General features: G+C 42.9%; 21 protein-coding genes. All 21 read right to left on the reverse strand.

Annotated features, from left to right (window positions below):
- Positions 1-2: 2 nt before the first annotated feature.
- Positions 3-761: a phosphate ABC transporter ATP-binding protein PstB gene (gene pstB, locus ACIPK1_RS09690; RefSeq protein ID WP_005235379.1), complete on the reverse strand. Its 759-nt coding sequence runs from the start codon at positions 759-761 to the stop codon at positions 3-5.
- Between the two features lie 31 nt (positions 762-792).
- Positions 793-1599, reverse strand: coding sequence for a phosphate ABC transporter ATP-binding protein PstB (gene pstB / locus ACIPK1_RS09695; protein WP_005225783.1), 807 nt, complete (start codon positions 1597-1599; stop codon positions 793-795).
- A 13-nt stretch (positions 1600-1612) separates the two neighbouring features.
- Complete coding sequence (pstA, locus tag ACIPK1_RS09700) at positions 1613-2497, reverse strand: phosphate ABC transporter permease PstA (RefSeq protein WP_008378478.1); 885 nt, start codon at positions 2495-2497, stop codon at positions 1613-1615.
- Positions 2497-3417, reverse strand: a complete 921-nt coding sequence (pstC, locus tag ACIPK1_RS09705) for a phosphate ABC transporter permease subunit PstC (RefSeq protein WP_005235375.1) — start codon at positions 3415-3417, stop codon at positions 2497-2499. The genes pstA and pstC overlap by 1 nt, the downstream gene beginning before the upstream one ends.
- Before the next feature lie 97 nt (positions 3418-3514).
- A complete protein-coding gene (locus ACIPK1_RS09710) occupies positions 3515-4369 on the reverse strand; it encodes a phosphate ABC transporter substrate-binding protein PstS (protein WP_008378479.1) in 855 nt (284 codons plus the stop codon).
- 399 nt (positions 4370-4768) lie between these two features.
- Positions 4769-5500 carry an alpha/beta hydrolase gene (locus ACIPK1_RS09715; protein WP_008378480.1) on the reverse strand — a complete coding sequence of 244 codons (732 nt, stop codon included), beginning with the start codon at positions 5498-5500 and terminating at the stop codon, positions 4769-4771.
- A gap of 96 nt (positions 5501-5596) precedes the next feature.
- The gene (gene recN / locus ACIPK1_RS09720) at positions 5597-7270 is read right to left on the reverse strand and encodes a DNA repair protein RecN (RefSeq protein ID WP_016620448.1); all 1674 of its coding nucleotides are present in this window, start codon (positions 7268-7270) and stop codon (positions 5597-5599) included.
- Positions 7271-7285: 15 nt separating this feature from the next.
- A complete protein-coding gene (argR, locus tag ACIPK1_RS09725) occupies positions 7286-7735 on the reverse strand; it encodes an arginine repressor (RefSeq protein WP_005235362.1) in 450 nt (149 codons plus the stop codon).
- Positions 7736-7832: 97 nt separating this feature from the next.
- Positions 7833-8654: a TlyA family RNA methyltransferase gene (locus ACIPK1_RS09730; protein ID WP_016620449.1), complete on the reverse strand. Its 822-nt coding sequence runs from the start codon at positions 8652-8654 to the stop codon at positions 7833-7835.
- A complete protein-coding gene (locus ACIPK1_RS09735; protein WP_005235358.1) occupies positions 8651-9547 on the reverse strand; it encodes a polyprenyl synthetase family protein in 897 nt (298 codons plus the stop codon). The genes ACIPK1_RS09730 and ACIPK1_RS09735 overlap by 4 nt, the downstream gene beginning before the upstream one ends.
- Positions 9544-9765: an exodeoxyribonuclease VII small subunit gene (locus ACIPK1_RS09740; protein ID WP_005235356.1), complete on the reverse strand. Its 222-nt coding sequence runs from the start codon at positions 9763-9765 to the stop codon at positions 9544-9546. The genes ACIPK1_RS09735 and ACIPK1_RS09740 overlap by 4 nt, the downstream gene beginning before the upstream one ends.
- Positions 9746-11098 (reverse strand): exodeoxyribonuclease VII large subunit, encoded by a 1353-nt coding sequence (gene xseA, locus ACIPK1_RS09745; protein WP_005235354.1) that lies wholly within the window; start codon positions 11096-11098, stop codon positions 9746-9748. The genes ACIPK1_RS09740 and xseA overlap by 20 nt, the downstream gene beginning before the upstream one ends.
- Entirely contained in the window at positions 11099-11950 is an 852-nt protein-coding gene (locus tag ACIPK1_RS09750) for a bifunctional methylenetetrahydrofolate dehydrogenase/methenyltetrahydrofolate cyclohydrolase (RefSeq protein ID WP_005235351.1), read from the reverse strand.
- Positions 11951-12243: 293 nt separating this feature from the next.
- Entirely contained in the window at positions 12244-12708 is a 465-nt protein-coding gene (nusB, locus tag ACIPK1_RS09755) for a transcription antitermination factor NusB (protein ID WP_005235350.1), read from the reverse strand.
- Positions 12701-13126, reverse strand: coding sequence for an Asp23/Gls24 family envelope stress response protein (locus tag ACIPK1_RS09760; protein WP_005225770.1), 426 nt, complete (start codon positions 13124-13126; stop codon positions 12701-12703). The genes nusB and ACIPK1_RS09760 overlap by 8 nt, the downstream gene beginning before the upstream one ends.
- Positions 13127-13335: 209 nt before the next feature.
- Positions 13336-14400 carry a Xaa-Pro peptidase family protein gene (locus tag ACIPK1_RS09765; RefSeq protein ID WP_005235349.1) on the reverse strand — a complete coding sequence of 355 codons (1065 nt, stop codon included), beginning with the start codon at positions 14398-14400 and terminating at the stop codon, positions 13336-13338.
- 214 nt (positions 14401-14614) lie between these two features.
- On the reverse strand, positions 14615-14854 hold the full coding sequence (locus ACIPK1_RS09770; protein ID WP_005225767.1) for a GlsB/YeaQ/YmgE family stress response membrane protein: 240 nt from the start codon (positions 14852-14854) through the stop codon (positions 14615-14617).
- Between the two features lie 74 nt (positions 14855-14928).
- Positions 14929-15294 carry a DUF956 family protein gene (locus ACIPK1_RS09775; RefSeq protein ID WP_005235348.1) on the reverse strand — a complete coding sequence of 122 codons (366 nt, stop codon included), beginning with the start codon at positions 15292-15294 and terminating at the stop codon, positions 14929-14931.
- Between the two features lie 116 nt (positions 15295-15410).
- Complete coding sequence (locus ACIPK1_RS09780) at positions 15411-16322, reverse strand: PTS system mannose/fructose/sorbose family transporter subunit IID (protein ID WP_005235347.1); 912 nt, start codon at positions 16320-16322, stop codon at positions 15411-15413.
- 20 nt (positions 16323-16342) lie between these two features.
- A complete protein-coding gene (locus ACIPK1_RS09785; RefSeq protein ID WP_008378492.1) occupies positions 16343-17146 on the reverse strand; it encodes a PTS mannose/fructose/sorbose transporter subunit IIC in 804 nt (267 codons plus the stop codon).
- A 30-nt stretch (positions 17147-17176) separates the two neighbouring features.
- The gene (locus tag ACIPK1_RS09790; protein ID WP_008378493.1) at positions 17177-18169 is read right to left on the reverse strand and encodes a mannose/fructose/sorbose PTS transporter subunit IIA; all 993 of its coding nucleotides are present in this window, start codon (positions 18167-18169) and stop codon (positions 17177-17179) included.
- Between the last annotated feature and the right edge of the window lie 55 nt (positions 18170-18224).

Below are 18224 nucleotides of genomic sequence, written 5' to 3' on the forward strand. Positions count from 1 at the left end.
TCCTAACCAAATCTTCCTGAGATATAATCTTCTGTTTCTTTTTTGCTTGGACTTAGGAACACTTTTTTCGTGTCATTAAACTCGATCAAGTTGCCGTCCAAAAAGAACGCGGTTTTATCTGAGATTCTTGAAGCTTGTGACATGTTGTGAGTCACGATGATCATGGTATAGCGTTCTTTCAGTGCCAAAAGGGTATTCTCGATTTTCCCAGATGAAATTGGGTCTAACGCACTGGTTGGTTCATCCAGCAAAATGATTTCTGGATCGACAGCCAATACCCGAGCGATGCATACCCGCTGCTGTTGTCCACCGGATAAAGATAGCGCACTTTGGTGAAGCTTATCTTTGACATCTTCCCAGACAGACGCTGCTTTCAAGCTTTCCTCTACCGTCTTATCAAGAATCGCCTTGTCCGTGACTCCTTTTAATTTTAACCCATAAATCACATTTTCGTAAATTGAAAAGGGAAATGGATTCGGTTGCTGAAAAACCATCCCGATTTCTTTACGCAAATCAACGATGTCTTGCTTCGGACTATAAATGTCTTTCCCTTTATAGACAACACTTCCTGTAATTGTCACACCAGGGATCAAATCATTCATTCGATTAAGAGAACGCAAGTAGGTCGATTTCCCACAACCTGAAGGACCGATCATCGCAGTGATCTCGCCTTTTTTGATGGAAAGGTCGATTCCTTTTAATGCTTCTTTTTTTCCGTAGTATAAATGCAGATCTTTCGATGTAATAATTTCTTCTGCCATTGTTTTGCCTCCGTTTACTGATCGAATCGGCTCAGCCAAAATGACCGGATACGTAATCTTCTGTTGCTTTAATTTTTGGACGAGTAAATATCTTACGGGTCTCATCGTACTCGATCGCATTTCCTAAGTAGAAAAAGGCGGTATAATCGCTGATCCGAGCAGCTTGCTGCATGTTGTGGGTCACGATGATGATTGAATAGTCGTTTTTCAAGTTGATAAGAGTTTCTTCCACTGTCCCGGTTGAGATGGGGTCAAGGGCACTAGCTGGTTCATCTAGAAGCAAAATATCTGGTTTCATCGCAATTGCTCGAGCGATACACAGACGTTGCTGCTGTCCACCGGACAATGCCAAAGCACTTTTGTCTAAGCTGTCCTTTACTTGATCCCAAAGTGCGGCTTGTTTCAAGCTGGTTTCGACTGCTTCATCCAATTTCTTTTTGTTTCTTTCTCCATGACGTCGCAAAGCAAAGGCGATGTTGTCATAGATCGATTTACTGAAAGGGTTTGGTCGTTGGAAAACCATGCCGATCCGCTTACGCATTTCGAAGACATCGACTTCTTTTGTGTTCACGTCGACCCCTTTGTACATGATGTTTCCTGTGACTCTCGTATTTGCGATTCCGTCATTCATTCGATTCAAGGAACGCAGATACGTTGATTTTCCGCAACCAGAGGGACCGATCAATGCGGTGATTTTATTCTTTTCAAATTGTAGATCAATGCCTTTGATGGCTTCATTTGATCCATACCATACATGCAAGTCAGTGGTATAAAGCGCCACATCTTCTGGTTTATCGAAGGTAATGATATTTCGATCATCCCAATTGTAATCGTTCATACTGTCATTCTCCTTATGCTGACGTCATTTTCTTGTACAACCGTTTGCCAGCTGCACGGGCGCCAAAGTTAAATAGCAAGACGGCAATGATCAATACTGCCGAAGCTCCAGCTGAAACTTGTGCGCCATCAGGCATCGTGCCCTCTGTATTGATTTTCCAAATATGGACTGCCAGCGTCTCCGCTTGTCGGAAAAGACCGATCGGGCTGGAAACACTCAATGGATTCCAGTTTGTAAAATCAAGGGCCGGTGCACTTTGTCCTGCAGTATAGATCAGCGCTGCTGCTTCACCAAAAATCCGACCAGAACTTAGAATGACCCCAGTCAAAATCCCTGGTGTTGCTTCTGGAACAATGATGCGTGTGACCGTTTCCCAACGTGACAAACCAAGAGACAAGCCTGCTTCACGTTGCGTGTAATGAATTGCTTGAAGTGATTCTTCTACATTTCTCGTCAATAGTGGCAAATTGAAGAAGGTCAATGCCAAGGCACCAGAAATAATTGAAAAGCCATAACCAAACTGAATAACAAAGACTAAGAAACCAAAGAGACCGACAACCACTGAAGGCAGTGAGCTCAAGATCTCGATCGATGTCCGAATGATATCCGTCAACCAGTTTTTCTTTGCATACTCTGATAAGTAGATCCCCGCTCCTAAAGAAATCGGGAAGCTAATGATCATTGTTACTAAAAGCAAATAAAGGGAATTGAACAATTGGATGCCGATCCCGCCGCCTTCTTGATACGCTTTTGAAGAAGAGGTCAGAAATTCCCAGCTAATGTGAGGAACCCCCCGAACCAAAATGTACAGTAATAAGGAAGCCAAAATCAAAACAATGATTCCAGCAACGGCATACAAGACGCCGGTAGCAATTTTATCTGAACGTTTTGCATTCATTATTTCAAGGCTCCTTTCTTCCCAATAAAGCGAATAACAATGTTAAATAGTAAGGACATCAATAACAAGATCAAGGCTAATGACCATAAAACATTATTTTGGACTGTCCCCATGATCGTATTTCCGATACCCATCGTTAGGATAGAAGTCAATGTTGAAGCTGGTGTCACTAAGCTAGTTGGCATCAATGCCGCATTACCAATAACCATTTGAATCGCCAATGCTTCACCAAACGCCCGCGCCATTCCAAAAACAACCGCTGTTAAAATACCAGGAACAGCTGCTCGTAAAACAACTTTGTAAATCGTTTGCCAGCGAGTCGCACCTAAAGCTAACGAAGCTTCACGATAATGCCGTGGAACTGCCCGCAAAGCGTCGACAGTCATCGTAGTCACTGTCGGTAAGATCATGATAAACAGGACAAACGTCCCTGCCAAGATCCCAAAACCAGTACCGCCAAAAACGGAGCGGACTGCTGGTACAACGACAGACAAACCGATGAATCCATAAACAACTGAAGGGATACCGACTAAAAGTTCGATGACCGGCTGCAAGATCTTCTCTCCATTACGAGGTGAGATTTCTACCATAAAGACGGCTGCACCGATGGCAAAAGGTGTTGCCACGATCGCTGATAAGAACGTTACGAAGAACGATCCTAGAATCATCGGCAAGGCACCAACTAACGGTTGTCCATCAGGTCCCACAGCACTCGGATTCCATTGGGTACCAAACAAAAAGTCAAACACATTGACTTTGTCTACAAAGAATGTCGCTAATCCTCGGCTAGCAACGAAATAAAAAATGGAGATCACAACCAAAACAATCAACGCGATACAAAGAAAACTGATTAGTTTTCCTCTTTGTTCCATTCTTGCGCGCTTAGATTTTTTTGTTAACACTTCTTTTACATTTTCCACGAGGGTTCCTCCTCAAAAATCAAACTAAACTCATAACCATTAGTTTATCGGTTCAACATCAATTTCTGTTAAAGCTTGTGTAAATTTTGTGTAAAGATTATTCAACAATGTTGCCTTCCCAGTCTCTTTCCACCTGCATGATGGAAATTGGAATATAGCCTAGATCCCCAACGATATGCTCTTGGACTTCGTCAGAAAGCATATATTCTAAAAACTCAGCAGTTAATCCGGTTGGTTCTCCTTTTGTATACATATGCTCATACGCCCAAACTTTCCAATCATTCGTCGTCACATTTTCAATCGTAGGTTCAACGCCATCAATTGAAAGGACATTGACTTCATCAGTCACATAAGAAAATGCAACGTAGCTAATAGCCCCTGGTGTATCAGAAACGATCGAGCGTACCATCCCACTAGAATCTTGCTCTTGAGAAGGAATAGCGGTTTCGCCATCCATGATCCATTTTTCAAACGTGCTTCTCGTACCACTACCTGTCGCCCGGTTCAATAAAACGATCGGCAGATCATTTCCACCGACTTCGCTCCAATTGGTGATCTTTCCTAAGAAGATATTTTTTAGATCTTCTGTGGAAATGTCTGTGATACCAACTCCTTTGTTAACGATTGGTGTGATTCCCACCGTTGCCACCCGATGATCAACAAGGGCATCCGCATCGATTCCTGGCTTTTCTTCCGCAAACAAATCAGAATTTCCGATATCGACTGCACCGGCTTGGACTTGACTTAGTCCGGTTCCGCTTCCGCCTCCTTGGACATTGATGAACCGTCCTGGATTTGAGTTTTGAAATTCTTCTGCAACTGTTTCTACTAGCGGCTGCAAAGCAGAGGAACCGACTGCGGTGATCGATTCTCCTCTATCTGCCCAGCTTGCACATCCTGAGAGTAAAATAACCAATCCGATAATAGGACTTAGAAGTTTAAATTTTTTCATCATAACGCTCCTTGTACTTTCGTAAGTCATTGATCTTAAAAATCAATTATTTTCATTTTACCATTAGTTGAATTTAATGAAAATTATTATTTGCTTTTTTTTCTGGAACAGCGTCCGTTCGATTATTTAAAACGCTTTTTTTCTTTTTCAAAATAACTGTTTCGTAAAAAAATTGACAGAATTTCTTAATTAAATTACGTGCATCCAGAAGGTATGCTATGCTATACTGTGAGAGGAAACGTATTTTAAAAGAACATAATTATTAATCTTGCTTCCCCAATCAAGTACAATATGTTGTTATGTTCAGCGTTTTCACGATTTCATCAACATTTCCCCAAAATGTCTGTTGAATCGAAACGGCAGAAAGAAGCATTTCTATGCATCTTCTGCCGTCTTTTTTTACTCTAATTCACTTAGCCACGCAGCCATCTGCTCAACGATGGCTTTTTGCTGCGCTTCATTTGATAAATCAGCGGCGGCTTCTCCTTTTTGTAACCCATAGGTACCAAAGCCAGCATGATTGCCGCCTTCGATCGTTTGGAACGTGGTAGATTCTGGAAGGAAGCTACGGGCAGCTTGCCAATTTTCTTGATTGACCACCTGATCTTGACTCCCTGTCAACGATAGCACAGAAATCGACTGATCAGCCAAAGACCCTTTTTCATCGGGATAGCTTGCGAAGAAAAAGACCCCTTTTAAATCCTTGTCGTTTGCAGCCAATTGATTCGCTGCAAAACGGCTCGCCATTACCCCACCTAATGAATGACCACCAATGACATAGGAGTTATGGGGAATTTCTTTCAAGACCTCTTCTGCACGATTGCCTGATAAAACAGCCATGTTAAAGGGCATTTTAACGATCGCGACAGGATAGCCTTTTTCCGCTAGACCTGCTGCCCATACACTATAGCTTTCCGCATCGACAAGGGCGCCGGGATAGAAAATGACCAATGGCTTTTCTTCATCTCCAGCAAAATAAAGGACATTCCCCTCATCTTCTGCCTCTTTCGCAGCTGTGACTGCAGCATCAACTGCTGGGTAGTGTAGTTGTTGCCAACCGATCCAACCGGCAATAGTTAAAATAACAACGGTGACCAATACACCAATCAAAACTTTTGTTCTTTTTCTCATCATATCCTCCTGCAAAAAAGAAGATCAGGAAAGGATGGCAGACGAAACTTGCTGGTCCATCATCTCCTGAATCTTTCTACGAATGTTTCCCAATTTTTATCGGTGTGCAAGGGCCAATAGTTCTCGTGCATGTTCGACCGTTAAATCGGTGATTTCTGAACCTGAGAGCATACGGGCGATCTCTGCCACCCGTTCTTCTTTAGATAGTTTACGGACGTGGGTTTCTGTCCGTCCTTCTTGAATTGCTTTTTCAATAAAATATTGATTATCCGCTACAGCAGCTACTTGCGGCAAGTGAGTGATACACAAAACTTGCGAATTGGCTGCGATCTTGGCGATTTTTTCAGCAATTGCTTGGGCTACTCGGCCACTGACCCCAGTATCAACTTCGTCAAAAACAATACTGGTGATTCCTTGTTTCCGAGAGAAAATTGATTTGAGGGCCAGTAAGATCCGTGAAAGTTCTCCCCCAGAAGCAACCCGCACCAACGGCTTCATGCCTTCACCAGGATTTGTGGTCAAATAAAATTCTACGGTGTCAAATCCGCTGCTACTCAATTGTTTTGAGCCAGGTGCAAACCGTACTTCAAATTGTGCGTGCTCCATATACAGCTCTTTTAACTCTTGAACGATTTCTTTTTCTAAACGATGAGCCAGTTCACGTCGTTTGACGTGCAAGGCTTCCGCCAGCTGCCAGACTGATTCAGCTTTTTGGGCAAGCTCTTCTTCTAATTGCTCCAACTGACCTTCTGTATAGGCAGACTCGCTGATTTCTTTAGTGATCTCATCATAATAAGCAAGAATCACAGGAATCGACTCCCCGTATTTGCGCTTCAATTGACGAATCGTTTCCAGCCGTGAAATGACTTCTTCCAGTCGGCCTTCATCTAATTCAAGATTGTCGACTTGCCGCGAAATATCAGTGGCTGCATCTTGCAACAAGTAATACGCACTTTGGATCGCTTCACTGATTTTTTCGTAAGCCGGATCAAGATGGGCGATTGACTGGATCTCGGATAAAGCTACACTGACCCCATCTAGGCTATTGACTTCTTCGGCAGATAAGGCACCATAGCTTTGCCCTAGAGCATCCACGATTTTTTGATAATTGGTCAGTTTTTCTCGTTCATCGATCAGCAGTTCTTCTTCATTTTCCATCAATTCTGCTTGGGCGATTTCTTCTTGTTGAAAACGCAACATGTCCATTCGCTGGACATATAGCTGTTCATTTTCTTGAATGGTCCTGACGTGTTTTTCTAAAGAGCGATAGCTTTGATAGGCTTGACGGTAATCCGCAAGCTCCGCTTTAAAGCTATCATCCCCAAACCCATCCATCAAGGTCAAATGTTTTTCTGGCTGCAGCAGCTCTTGATGCTCATTTTGTCCTTGGATATCGACCAAGAATAAACCGATTTGACGCAAAACCGACAAGGTAACGGTTCGACCATTGACACGACAAATATTTTTCCCCGATTGAGAGATATCTCGTTGTACGATCAAAACTTCTTCTTCATCAATACCTAAATCTGCGGTCAAGTCTTTGAACTCCTGCTGATTCGGCCATTCGAAGATCCCTTCTAAACGGCATTTCTCTGCTCCTTGACGCAAGTAGTCGCTGGAACCTCTACCGCCTGCTAGCAAACCCATCGCATCGATAATAATTGATTTCCCGGCACCTGTCTCACCTGTCAGTGCCGTCATTCCCTCATGGAAAGATAAGTGCAAGTTGGAAATAATCGCAAAATTTTGGATCGACAATTCTAAAAGCATCCCTTGCCTCCTCTTCTAAACGTAACGTTGGAAATCCCTGAATAGGTTCTCGGTATCTGCTTCTGTTCTAGTGATCATCAAGACGTTGTCGTCATCGTTTAACGTGCCAAATAATTCCTTGGCATAACGTTTATCGATTAAATTCGCCAAAGCCGAGGCATTACCTGGCAGTGTGCGCAGGATCACAAATTTGTCCATTCGATCGACAGAAACAAAAGCCGTTTTTAGGATTTTATCTAGTTTACCACTCACGTCTTCCGTTGTCTCTTGTGGGATACTGTAGCGATAGCCACCTTTTTGGGAAGGAACTTTCACTAACTTCAATTCCTTGATATCTCTTGATATTGTTGCTTGTGTGACTGAGACGCCGCGATCTTTTAACAACTCGACAAAATCTTCTTGTTTCTGAATATCTTGTTCACTTAACAATCGTGTAATCAAGCGATGCCGTTCTTTTTTTCTCATCTCTTGTTCCTCCTGAATGAATTCCTACTAATTTTATCCTATTTTGCGCAAGAAAGAAAGAGAGCCGACAAGTAAAATGTCCACTCTCTTCCATTCTTTATTTTGGTTGATGAAAGGTCTCATGTGCTGATGCAACAACTTTCGGGATATCGATCCCTGCTGCGGTACCTTCTTGCAGGCTTTTCTTTAAATGTACGATAAACTCGATATTCCCTTCGCCACCAGTGATTGGTGAAAAACTTAGGTTTAAGACATCGAAGTTTGTTTTCTTAGCAAATGCTAGTACTTCCTCCAAAACTCGTTCATGGGTTTTGGGATCACGAACGATCCCATTTTTCCCGACTGCTTCTTTGCCCGCTTCAAATTGCGGTTTAATCAGCGCCATCACTTCGCCATCCGCTACCAAAATATCATATAGCGGGGGTAAAATCAGTTTAAGTGAAATAAAAGAAACATCGATCGTAGCGGCATCTGGAAGACCGTCTAAAAAATCAGTTGGTTTTGCATAACGGAAGTTGACCCGCTCCATTACGATCACTCGCTCATCTTGCCGCAGCTTCCAGGCTAACTGATTGTAACCGACATCCAATGCATAGCTTTTTTTGGCACCATTTTGCAATGCCGCATCAGTAAAACCACCGGTGGATGCGCCGATGTCTAACATGATTTTATCGGTTACGTCAAAATCAAAGACTTTGAGTGCTTTTTCTAACTTGAGACCACCACGAGAAACATAAGGCAGCTTTTTGCCTTTGATCTGCAGCAGCGTATCTGCGGCAATTTTTTCTCCCGGCTTATCTAGGCGCTCATTATTTTTTTCTTTGTACACCAATCCAGCCATCACTCCCCGTTTGGCTTGCTCTCGGGTCTCAAACAGGCCTTGCTGGACAGCTAAAACATCTACTCGTTCTTTCTTCATGCGTTCCCTCGAATCTCAAATCGTTCCACAAATGCCAATAAAACATCCGGCGTAAATTGACCGTATTGACTTAATTGCGCCAGAATTTCTTTGGCCTTGCCTAATTCTTCTGTCAAGGCTTGCTGCGCGCCTGCTAAGCCAAGTAAAGCAGGATAGGTACTTTTCGCCAATTCGTCATCTCGACGGACAACTTTGCCTAGCTCTTCGGTCGTACTAGTGGCATCCAGCAGATCGTCGCGAATTTGAAAGGCTAACCCAATATGCTGGGCAAAGCGATCCAATTCATGCAGAACTTCTTCCGTCTGGTCGGCTAAGACACCTCCAGCAATCACCGCAAAGCGGATCAATTCTCCAGTTTTCCGTTCATGAATGGACATCAGTTCCTCAAGACTAAGGGCTTGGTTTTCTCCTTGAATATCAGCTGCTTGGCCGGCGACCATGCCTTGTGTTCCCGCCGCTTTACTCAATTGCTGCAGCAGCAAGACTTTTTGATTGGCTTCGATCTCCGCCATAGCGACTAATTGAAATGCAGCCGTCAAAAGACCATCTCCAGCTAAAATCGCTAAAGCTTCACCAAAAACCTTATGGTTGGTAGGTTTGCCTCGACGCAGATCATCGTTGTCCATTGCTGGCAGATCATCATGGATCAGCGAATACGTATGCACCATTTCTAGGGCTGCCGCACACTGGTACACCGCGGTATTGACGGGTTTGTGAAAAGCGGCGACTGTTGCTGCCAATAAAAGCGGGCGAATACGTTTGCCGCCAGCTTGGATCGAATACTGCATGCTTTTAAACAATCGTTGATCAGAGGTGTGTTCTTTGACAAAGCGCTCCATGACTTCTTCAATCAATGGGGCGTGTTCTTTTGTGAATTCTGTTAAAGCACTCATTGGTTTTCCTCTTCAAAAGGCACTTCTTCGTTAGATTCTGTCATCATTTTTGTTAAGGACTTTTCTGCTTTACTCAAAGTGTCCTTGCATTGCTTACTCAAAACCATCCCTTTTTGAAAAGCATCTAGTGCCTCTTCTAAGGGAACATCCCCTTGTTCCAAACGGGTTACAATTTGTTCTAATTCTTGTAATGATTCTTCAAATGTTGGATTTGCCATGATTAACTCCTTCTGTACTAATAACTTCGACAAGTGCTTGGCCATCTTGGTAATGGATCGTCAGCTGGTCTTCTGGCTCGATCGTATCAATCGATTTGATCACCTGCTCATTTTTCGTGGTATAGCTGTAGCCCCGACCCATGATTTTCAGTGGGCTTAGCAAATCAAGAGATTGGACTGCATTTGCAAATTGATTTTCTTTTGCTGCATAAATATCTTTCATGGCTTTCATTAAGCGTTGGGAAAGATAACTGACCTCTTGGTTACTAGCTTGCAATCGCGCTTTTGGTTGTTGTTGTGCTAACCGTGAAATCAATTGCTGTGCATGGCGATCCTTGTCATAAAGCAAGGTTTGCAGACCTTGCTGCATCCGCTGCTGCAACTGATCGAGTTTGATGGACTGTGCCTCATACAAGCGCTCTGGTTGTCGAAAAACATAGGATCCAATCACTCGCTGATAGCGTTCTTGTTTGTACTGGATCTGGTGCATAAAAGCTTGCTCTAATCGGGCTTGTCTTTCTTCGATCCGCAAAATCTCTTCTGATAGGACGGGCACTGCTAATTCGGCAGCTGCGGTCGGAGTTGCCGCCCGCACATCCGCCACTAAATCGGCAATCGTCGTATCGGTTTCATGCCCCACTGAAGAAATAACGGGGGTTTTTGCGTCAAAAATGGCTCTTGCCACTCGTTCTTCATTGAAAGGCCAGAGGTCCTCAATCGACCCACCCCCACGTCCGATGATCATAGTATCAAAGGTACCATCGGCTTCGACTCGTTGGATATTTTTCACCACATCATCCGCGGCTTTGTTGCCTTGTACCACGGTTGGATACAAAACGATCTGAGCAATGGGATAACGCCGCTGGGTCGTCGTGATGATATCTCTGATCACCGCCCCACTAGGACTGGTCAAGACTGCGATGCGTTTCGGGTATTTCGGCAACGACTGCTTCGGTGCAGAAAATAATCCTTCCGCTGCCAATTTCTGCTTTAATTGTTCATAGGCTTGATAAAGGGCACCGACACCATCTGGTTCCATGTGATCGATCACCATCTGGTAATTTCCGCTTGCCTCATACAAGGTGATACGTCCAACCGCCATGACTTTCATGCCCTCTTCTGGTTGAAAGCGCAGCTTGTCAAAAGCGCCCTTGAACATGACGGTCGAAATTTTTGCACCATCATCCTTTAAACTAAAGTATTGGTGATTGGGGCGACGACGAAAATTAGAGATCTCCCCCGTCAAATAAACCCGCTCTAAATACGGATCGACGTCAAACTTACGCTTGATATATTTTGTTAATGCGGTCACCGTTAAATATTCTTGCGCCATTTAGTTTTTCATTGTCTCCTTTGCTGCCTCGATCGTTTGGGCCATCAACATCGTGATCGTCATTGGTCCTACACCTCTAGGTACCGGGGTGATATAGCTAGCGATCGGTTCGACTTCATCAAATTTCACATCGCCGATCAACTTGCCATTGGCATCCCGATTCATTCCTACATCGATCACCACGGCCCCTTCTTTTACGAAGTCTTTTGTGACAAAATGACCGCGGCCGATCGCCACGACTAAAATGTCCGCTTGCTTCGCTAACTCAGGCAGATTTTTGGTTTTTGAATGAGCAATAGTCACGGTGGCATTTGCCCCTAAGAGCAAGTGCGCCATCGGTTTTCCGACAATGTTGCTGCGGCCGATAACTAAAGCATTTTTCCCTTCCAATTCGATCCCATATGCAGCAAACATTTTCATGATGCCATAAGGGGTACAAGGAATTCGGTCAGGTACACCGGCAAATAATTTTCCTAAATTGATTGGATGAAAACCGTCGACATCTTTTTCCGGTTTGATGGCTAACAGCACTTTTTCTTCATTGATATGTTTTGGCAAAGGAAGTTGAACCAAAATGCCGTGAAAGGCATCATCGTTATTGAACTGTTCGATTTCTGCTAATAATTCTGCCTCAGTAATGGATTCAGGATAGCGGGCAACACGGGAATTGATGCCGATTTTCGCCGCAGCTAGTTCTTTATTTTTCACATAAGTCTGGCTTGCTTTGTCTTCTCCAACAAGTAAAACAACTAATCCCGGTGTCACACCCTGCTCTTTTAGTGTTGCTGTCTCTGAAAGAAACGCCGCTTGCATTTTTTCAGCCAATTCTTTTCCATTGATCAATGTACCCATTCTGACAACTCCTCCAACCTGATTATACTGACTTATTTTGTAAAAAGAAACGCACCAATCGTTTGTCGATCTGCTTCTTCATGTTTTCTATCATAGCATTTTCTGAAAAGAAAAACACCGTCTAAGGCTCCCTTTTTTCGGAAAAAACGAGGTCGAACCGACAAAGTGTATGCAAAAAAACCGAACGATCAAGCAGGACCGTCAAAACAAGGCGGTTGCTCATAAATCGTTCGGTTTCTGCCTCGATCGAATAAAGGCTGTTTTCTTTTGTTCGATAGTGTTAAGGCTAAAAATTACTCACTTACTTGGTTGTTTTTTGTTTCTAGCTCTTGATTGACTGTCGATAAAATACCGTTGACAAACTTTCTTGACTGATCGTCACTAAAGGTTTTCGCTAATTCGATCGCTTCATTCAAAGCCACACGATTCGGCACATTATCCACATAGATCATTTCATACAAAGCGATTCGTAAAATCGTCACGTCCATTTTTGATAAACGCTGGATTTTCCAACCGGCTTTTAGATGACTTTGAATGACTTCATCCAAGGCTTCTTTGTAATGACAGACACCTGCCACTAATTGATCTAAATAAACAGGGACAAAATGCTCTTGTTCTTCATCAATCAATTCATGGTGTTCCAACTCGATGGCATGCATGATGGCATCTTGTTTCGTTAAATCTTTGTTAAAGTCTAGTGGAAATAAAGCTTGTAACGCCATTTTCCGTATTTCATGCCGTGATAATTCTTTACTCATTTTCTTCCTCGTCGTTTCCAAATAATTCTTCGATGTCTGGTAAATCTACTTTTTCTGGCACGACTGCCACAACATGAACATTTACTTCAGCCAGTTGCACATCTGTCATAAATAAGACTTGCTGTTTGACCCGTTCTTGGATCTCCATTGCCACTTTAGGCACTGACATCCCATAAGTGATATAGCAGTAGATATCCACTTTGATCCCTGTTTCATCGATCGTTAAGTAGACTCCTTTGCCATGAGCTGCGCGGCCTAGTAATTCAGTGACACTGTTTGCCAGTGTTCCTCGCATCCCATAGACACCTTCCACTTTAGAAGCAGCGATCCCAATAATGATCTCGATCACTTCTGGCGCGATGACGATTTCGCCTAATTCAGGACTTGCATTTAATACAAGGTTTTTATCTTCATTCATACGTTTTTGCCTCCATTCTAAACAGCTGTACCGTATTGTTTGTAAAAAAATCGCTCGTTTTTTCCGTTTGAAACAAGCCAGCGCTTGATTCAATCAATAACATCCATGGCACAGTGTTTCTTCTCGCTCTAAGTTTATCATTTTCTGCACTGAGAATCTATAATAACCCACTATTCTCAATGAATTTTCTGAAAAACAAGGTCGATGAATCAGAGAATGATCAATTCTTTCGGTGAATGTGTCAACACTTTATTACCAGTTTCAGTGATCAAAAGATCATCCTCGATACGAACGCCGCCAATTCCTGGAAGATAGATGCCTGGTTCATCTGTAATTACGTTTCCGACAACAAATGCTTTATCAGCACGGAAGGAGACATTTGGTCCTTCGTGGATTTCTAAACCAATCCCATGGCCTGTTGAATGACCAAAAGCATCCCCGTAGCCAAAGGAAGCTATGTGATCCCGGGCGATCGCATCTAGCTCAATTCCGGTCATTCCAGGTTTTGCTGCTGCCAAGACTTTTTCTTGTGCTTCTAGCACGATTTGATAGATTTCTTTCAATTTATCGCCAGGATCCCCCACAGCAAAAGTTCTGGTCATATCAGACACATAGCCTTGATAGTAACAGCCAAAGTCTAACGTGATCAGATCGCCTTGTTCAATCACTTTTTCACTGGCAACCCCATGGGGCATTGCTGAACGAAGACCACTGGCCACGATCGTTTCAAAAGATACGCTTGTGGCACCTAATGAACGCATAAAGAAATCTAACTGATTCGCCACTTCGATTTCGGTCATCCCTGGGCGGATCATTTTCAAAATATGTTCGAACCCTTGATCGGCGATATGGCAGGCTTGTTGGATCAATGCGATTTCTTCCTCATCTTTGACTTCCCGCAATGCCTCGATCATACCAGATACAGGAGCTAATGAGGATTCCTCAATCAAGTCTTCTAAGACGGAGTATTCAGCAAAGCTGACGAAACTTTCTTCAAATGCTAAGACATTGATTTCTTCCTTTTGGCAGATAGTTGCAACTTCTTCAAAAATCGGTCCACTATTTTTTACGATCTCAAATCCTTGGGCTTGGGCAGCTGCTTGCTCTGTATATCGGAAATCTGTTACAAAAAAAGCTTTGTCCAACGTAATGACTGCTAAACCAGTTGTACCAGTAAAGTTTGTCAAGTAACGCAAATTGTATGGGCTAGTGATCAAGAACCCATCAATCGAATCTTTTCTCATTGCTTCACGTAATTTTTCAACTCTTAACATGTATCGTTCCCTACTTTCTTGTTCTATACGATAGTATTATAACAAACTTCCAGAAAAAGCGGAAAGTAAGCGAAAAGTTTTCTAAAAAATCAAACAATACGAACCTAAAGAATGGTGTTTTAAAAAGACTCTAGTTGGCTCTCTCGTTGTTCTTTTCTAGATAACTTTAATCCACAAAAAAAGCAACCCAATCAACGGATTGCTTCTTTGATAATTATCTTTTACGTCCCAAAAAGAATGATACGACAGCCACGAAAATGACTGCCCCAATGATTGCTGGCACGATTGCCATTCCTGCCACTTGCGGTCCCCAAGTGCCGAATAAGCCTTGTCCGATTGATGCGCCCACAAGTCCTGCCACGATATCAAAAATGCAACCGCGTTTTTCTCCTGCGATGGCGCCACCGATTGAACCGATGACCGCTCCCACGATCAATGTCCATAAAAAGTGCATAATAACCCCTCCTAAACTTTCTTATAAAAAGGGTAACATATTGAGAATCAATTGGAAAAACATATGCTCTCTTGTTATTTTCTACGGGTAATTGCCCGTTTCAAGATATCGAAAAAGCCAAGAGAATGGACCATATGATCTGGGTCAACGTATTCGCGAATTGCCCGCAGAACTTTTTTTGGTTCTTTTGATGAGAAGGTATATGTCCCATTCTTTTTGGTCCGAATCGCATACCGTGGGATCCAGCGTCCTTTGAACAAGACCGAAGCGATCACATAGTCGACATCTTCCCAAGGTATTTGAATAAACTTGCGTTTGTCACGATCATTATAAAACTCAAAGGCATTATCGCCGATCATTATTTTGCCGTATTCATTGATACCTAAAAAAGACGTAGCATCGATCGTCAAATCAACTTTTGTATTAAGGGATTGTACCATTTGCGCTTACTCCATTCTATATCGTCTTATCATTACCTATTATACGTGTTTGCGGCATGTTTGGCGAATAAATAAAAAGATGCTTGGGTCTCCCCAAGCACCTATCATTGAAAAGATTATAACAATCCGATCAAGTGTCCACCGATACCGACTAAGAATAGACCGATAATAATGACGATTGGAGAAACTTTTTTCTTCAATAACCACATACATAACAAAGTAAGCAATAGTGCAGCTAAACCAGGAATCAATTGATCCAAGTTGTTTTGCAATGTTGTTACTTTTGTATCAGTCAATGCACGGCCTTCAGCTACTTGTTGGAAGGCTTGTTGCAAACCAGCTGAACCAGAAGGCAAGTTCGCCCAGTCGACATAAGCACCTTCATCAAGCGGTACGCTTGAGACAACTGGTGCAAAGGAAATCGATACCCAACGTTGAACAAGTGACCCTAATACGAACATCCCTAAAATAGAAGCACCTTTTGTTACATCTTGTAGCAAACCACCTGAAAGGTCATCTGTGATTTTAGAACCAGCACGGTAGCCGAATTCTTGTGTGTACCACATAAATGCCCAACGGATGATGTTCCAAGCAACGAAGAAGATGATTGGGCCTAAGATGTTTCCGCCTAAAGCAAGAGAAGCACCTAATGCACCTAACATCGGACGTACAGTAAACCAGAACACAGGGTCACCGACACCGGCTAAAGGACCCATCATCCCAACTTTTACCCCTTGGATCGCTACGTCATCGACAGGCGCGCCATTGGCACGTTCTTCTTCTAACGCTAAAGTTACACCTAAGATTGGTGATGCGATATATGGGTGAGTATTAAAGAATTCTAAGTGACGCTTCAAAGCAGCGGCACGGTCTTCTTTTGTTTTGTATAATTTTTTGATTGCTGGAATCATTGAGAATGCCCAACCACCATTTTGCATACGTTCATAGTTCCATGAACCTTGAATGAAGGTAGAGCGCCATGCTACGGCTAAACGATCTTTTTTATTTAATTGAATTTTTTCTGCCATTTTTTTCTCCTCCTTCGATTCTAATAGTCATTCAAGATATCGCCTAGAGGGTCGCCAGTGTTGCTGCCGCCGCCTCCATTTGATGATCCGCCCATTTTAGTTAGGTTCAAGTAGATCAATGCGATTGCTACTGCCAAGGCACCGATAGCGATCAATGTCAATTGAGAGATAGCTGCGATTACGAAACCGATAATAAAGAATGGCCATACTTCGCGAGTTGCCATCATGTTGATAACCATTGCGTAACCAACGGCAACAACCATACCACCACCGATAGCCATACCATCAGTTAACCATGCAGGCATTGATTCTAAGAAGTTTTGAACAGTTGCAGCAGGGATAGCCAACAATGCAGCTGCAGGAATCGCAATACGAACCCCTTGCATACATACAGCGATCACGTGCCACATTTCGATTTTACGAATGTTGCCTTCTTCAGCAGCAGCATCCATAAAGTGAACGATTGGCACAGCCAATGTACGAACGATCATTGTCAAGAACAACCCAGCAACAGCTAGAGGGATCGCAACGGCAATCGCTGTATCAACACCAGCAGTTCCTTGTCCACCTAAAACTAAAATAATTGCAGATGCGACAGACGCCAATGCAGCATCAGGTGCAACAGCGGCACCGATATTTGCCCATCCAAGTGCGATCATTTGTAATGATCCGCCCAAAATGATACATGCTTCCAAATTACCGGTCACTAAACCGATCAAAGTACACGCGATTAGCGGTTGATGGAATTGGAATTCATCCAAGATCCCTTCCATACCAGCTAAAAAGGCAACGAGTACTACTAATACCATAGATATAATAGTCATGATAGACCTCCTATTTAGTTGAATACGTTTCTATTTATTTGCCAATTCATTTTTGGCTTTGCGTAAGATTTCATCCATGTTGTCTCGAGAGTCATTTGGTACTTTACGCACATCGAATTTGATGCCGCGTTCTTTCAAATCTTCAAATGTATTCACATCATCTGTACCCATCGACAATACTTTACTTACAACAACTTTCCCAACAGAGTGAGCCATTGAACCAACGTTCACTTCAGTTATATCAACGCCACCTTCAACAGCACGTAATACATCTTGTGGGTTTTCAAATAATAGTAAAGCTTTCGTATTCCCGAAACGAGGGTCTTTAGAAACTTCAATCATTTTGTCCACTGGAATGACGTTCGCTTTTACTCCTGGAGGAGCTGCTTGTTCGATCAGTTTTTTACGCAAGTCATCTTTTGCCACCGCGTCAGAAACAACGATGATCCGAGATGGATTCACTGATTTTGTCCAAGCTGTAGCAACTTGACCATGCAACAAACGTGAATCGACACGAGCAAGTACGATTTTGATTTTGCCATCGCCTAGAACAGTTCCCGGAGGAAGTGATCCTTTAGGTTGATCGTCTTGCACTGCTTTTGGTGCTGAAGCTTCTTCTGGTTCAAGTTCTTCTGGTTTGACCTTGACCCCTTCTTTAGCTGTTTCAACGATATGCGCAGCAATTTCATGCGCTGTATTCATTGAAAAACGTGAAGCATAGGCTTCGATCACCATTGGTAAATTCATACCAGCAACGATTGCCCATTTGTCTTTGTGATCTTCAAACAAGCTGTTCGCTTGGTTGAAAGGAGTACCACCCCAAAGATCAACTAAGAATAATACTTCTTCTTGATCGTCAAATGTAGCAATTGCTTCTTGCATTTTTGCCTTGATGTCATCTGGACCTTCACTTGGCATCAATGTAACAGCTTTAACATTTTCTTGTTCGCCGAAGATCATTGAACCAGATTGCAAAATGCCGTTAGCAAATTCTCCATGACTTGCTAGGATAATTCCTACCATCTTTTTACCTCCTATATCAAAATTGAAAAATGTGACACGAATACGAAAGAAAAAA

The sequence above is a fragment of the Enterococcus sp. NPDC086594 genome, from assembly GCF_044746145.1.
Classification (GTDB): Bacteria; Bacillota; Bacilli; order Lactobacillales; family Enterococcaceae; genus Enterococcus_D; species Enterococcus_D entomosocium.

What these genes read in the sequence shown, in the direction of transcription:
- ACIPK1_RS09765 (WP_005235349.1), bottom strand. Translation starts at nt 14,400, where the DNA reads ATGTTAAGAGTTGAAAAATTACGTGAAGCAATGAGAAAAGATTCGATT.
- ACIPK1_RS09730 (WP_016620449.1), bottom strand. Translation starts at nt 8,654, where the DNA reads ATGAAGAAAGAACGAGTAGATGTTTTAGCTGTCCAGCAAGGCCTGTTT.
- recN (WP_016620448.1), bottom strand. Translation starts at nt 7,270, where the DNA reads ATGCTTTTAGAATTGTCGATCCAAAATTTTGCGATTATTTCCAACTTG.
- ACIPK1_RS09790 (WP_008378493.1), bottom strand. Translation starts at nt 18,169, where the DNA reads ATGGTAGGAATTATCCTAGCAAGTCATGGAGAATTTGCTAACGGCATT.
- ACIPK1_RS09780 (WP_005235347.1), bottom strand. Translation starts at nt 16,322, where the DNA reads ATGGCAGAAAAAATTCAATTAAATAAAAAAGATCGTTTAGCCGTAGCA.
- ACIPK1_RS09785 (WP_008378492.1), bottom strand. Translation starts at nt 17,146, where the DNA reads ATGACTATTATATCTATGGTATTAGTAGTACTCGTTGCCTTTTTAGCT.
- pstB (WP_005235379.1), bottom strand. Translation starts at nt 761, where the DNA reads ATGGCAGAAGAAATTATTACATCGAAAGATCTGCATTTATACTACGGA.
- ACIPK1_RS09740 (WP_005235356.1), bottom strand. Translation starts at nt 9,765, where the DNA reads ATGGCAAATCCAACATTTGAAGAATCATTACAAGAATTAGAACAAATT.
- ACIPK1_RS09760 (WP_005225770.1), bottom strand. Translation starts at nt 13,126, where the DNA reads ATGAATGAAGATAAAAACCTTGTATTAAATGCAAGTCCTGAATTAGGC.
- ACIPK1_RS09715 (WP_008378480.1), bottom strand. Translation starts at nt 5,500, where the DNA reads ATGAGAAAAAGAACAAAAGTTTTGATTGGTGTATTGGTCACCGTTGTT.
- ACIPK1_RS09735 (WP_005235358.1), bottom strand. Translation starts at nt 9,547, where the DNA reads ATGAGTGCTTTAACAGAATTCACAAAAGAACACGCCCCATTGATTGAA.
- nusB (WP_005235350.1), bottom strand. Translation starts at nt 12,708, where the DNA reads ATGAGTAAAGAATTATCACGGCATGAAATACGGAAAATGGCGTTACAA.
- pstA (WP_008378478.1), bottom strand. Translation starts at nt 2,497, where the DNA reads ATGAATGCAAAACGTTCAGATAAAATTGCTACCGGCGTCTTGTATGCC.
- ACIPK1_RS09710 (WP_008378479.1), bottom strand. Translation starts at nt 4,369, where the DNA reads ATGAAAAAATTTAAACTTCTAAGTCCTATTATCGGATTGGTTATTTTA.
- pstB (WP_005225783.1), bottom strand. Translation starts at nt 1,599, where the DNA reads ATGAACGATTACAATTGGGATGATCGAAATATCATTACCTTCGATAAA.
- ACIPK1_RS09775 (WP_005235348.1), bottom strand. Translation starts at nt 15,294, where the DNA reads ATGGTACAATCCCTTAATACAAAAGTTGATTTGACGATCGATGCTACG.
- ACIPK1_RS09750 (WP_005235351.1), bottom strand. Translation starts at nt 11,950, where the DNA reads ATGGGTACATTGATCAATGGAAAAGAATTGGCTGAAAAAATGCAAGCG.
- xseA (WP_005235354.1), bottom strand. Translation starts at nt 11,098, where the DNA reads ATGGCGCAAGAATATTTAACGGTGACCGCATTAACAAAATATATCAAG.
- ACIPK1_RS09770 (WP_005225767.1), bottom strand. Translation starts at nt 14,854, where the DNA reads ATGCACTTTTTATGGACATTGATCGTGGGAGCGGTCATCGGTTCAATC.
- argR (WP_005235362.1), bottom strand. Translation starts at nt 7,735, where the DNA reads ATGAGAAAAAAAGAACGGCATCGCTTGATTACACGATTGTTAAGTGAA.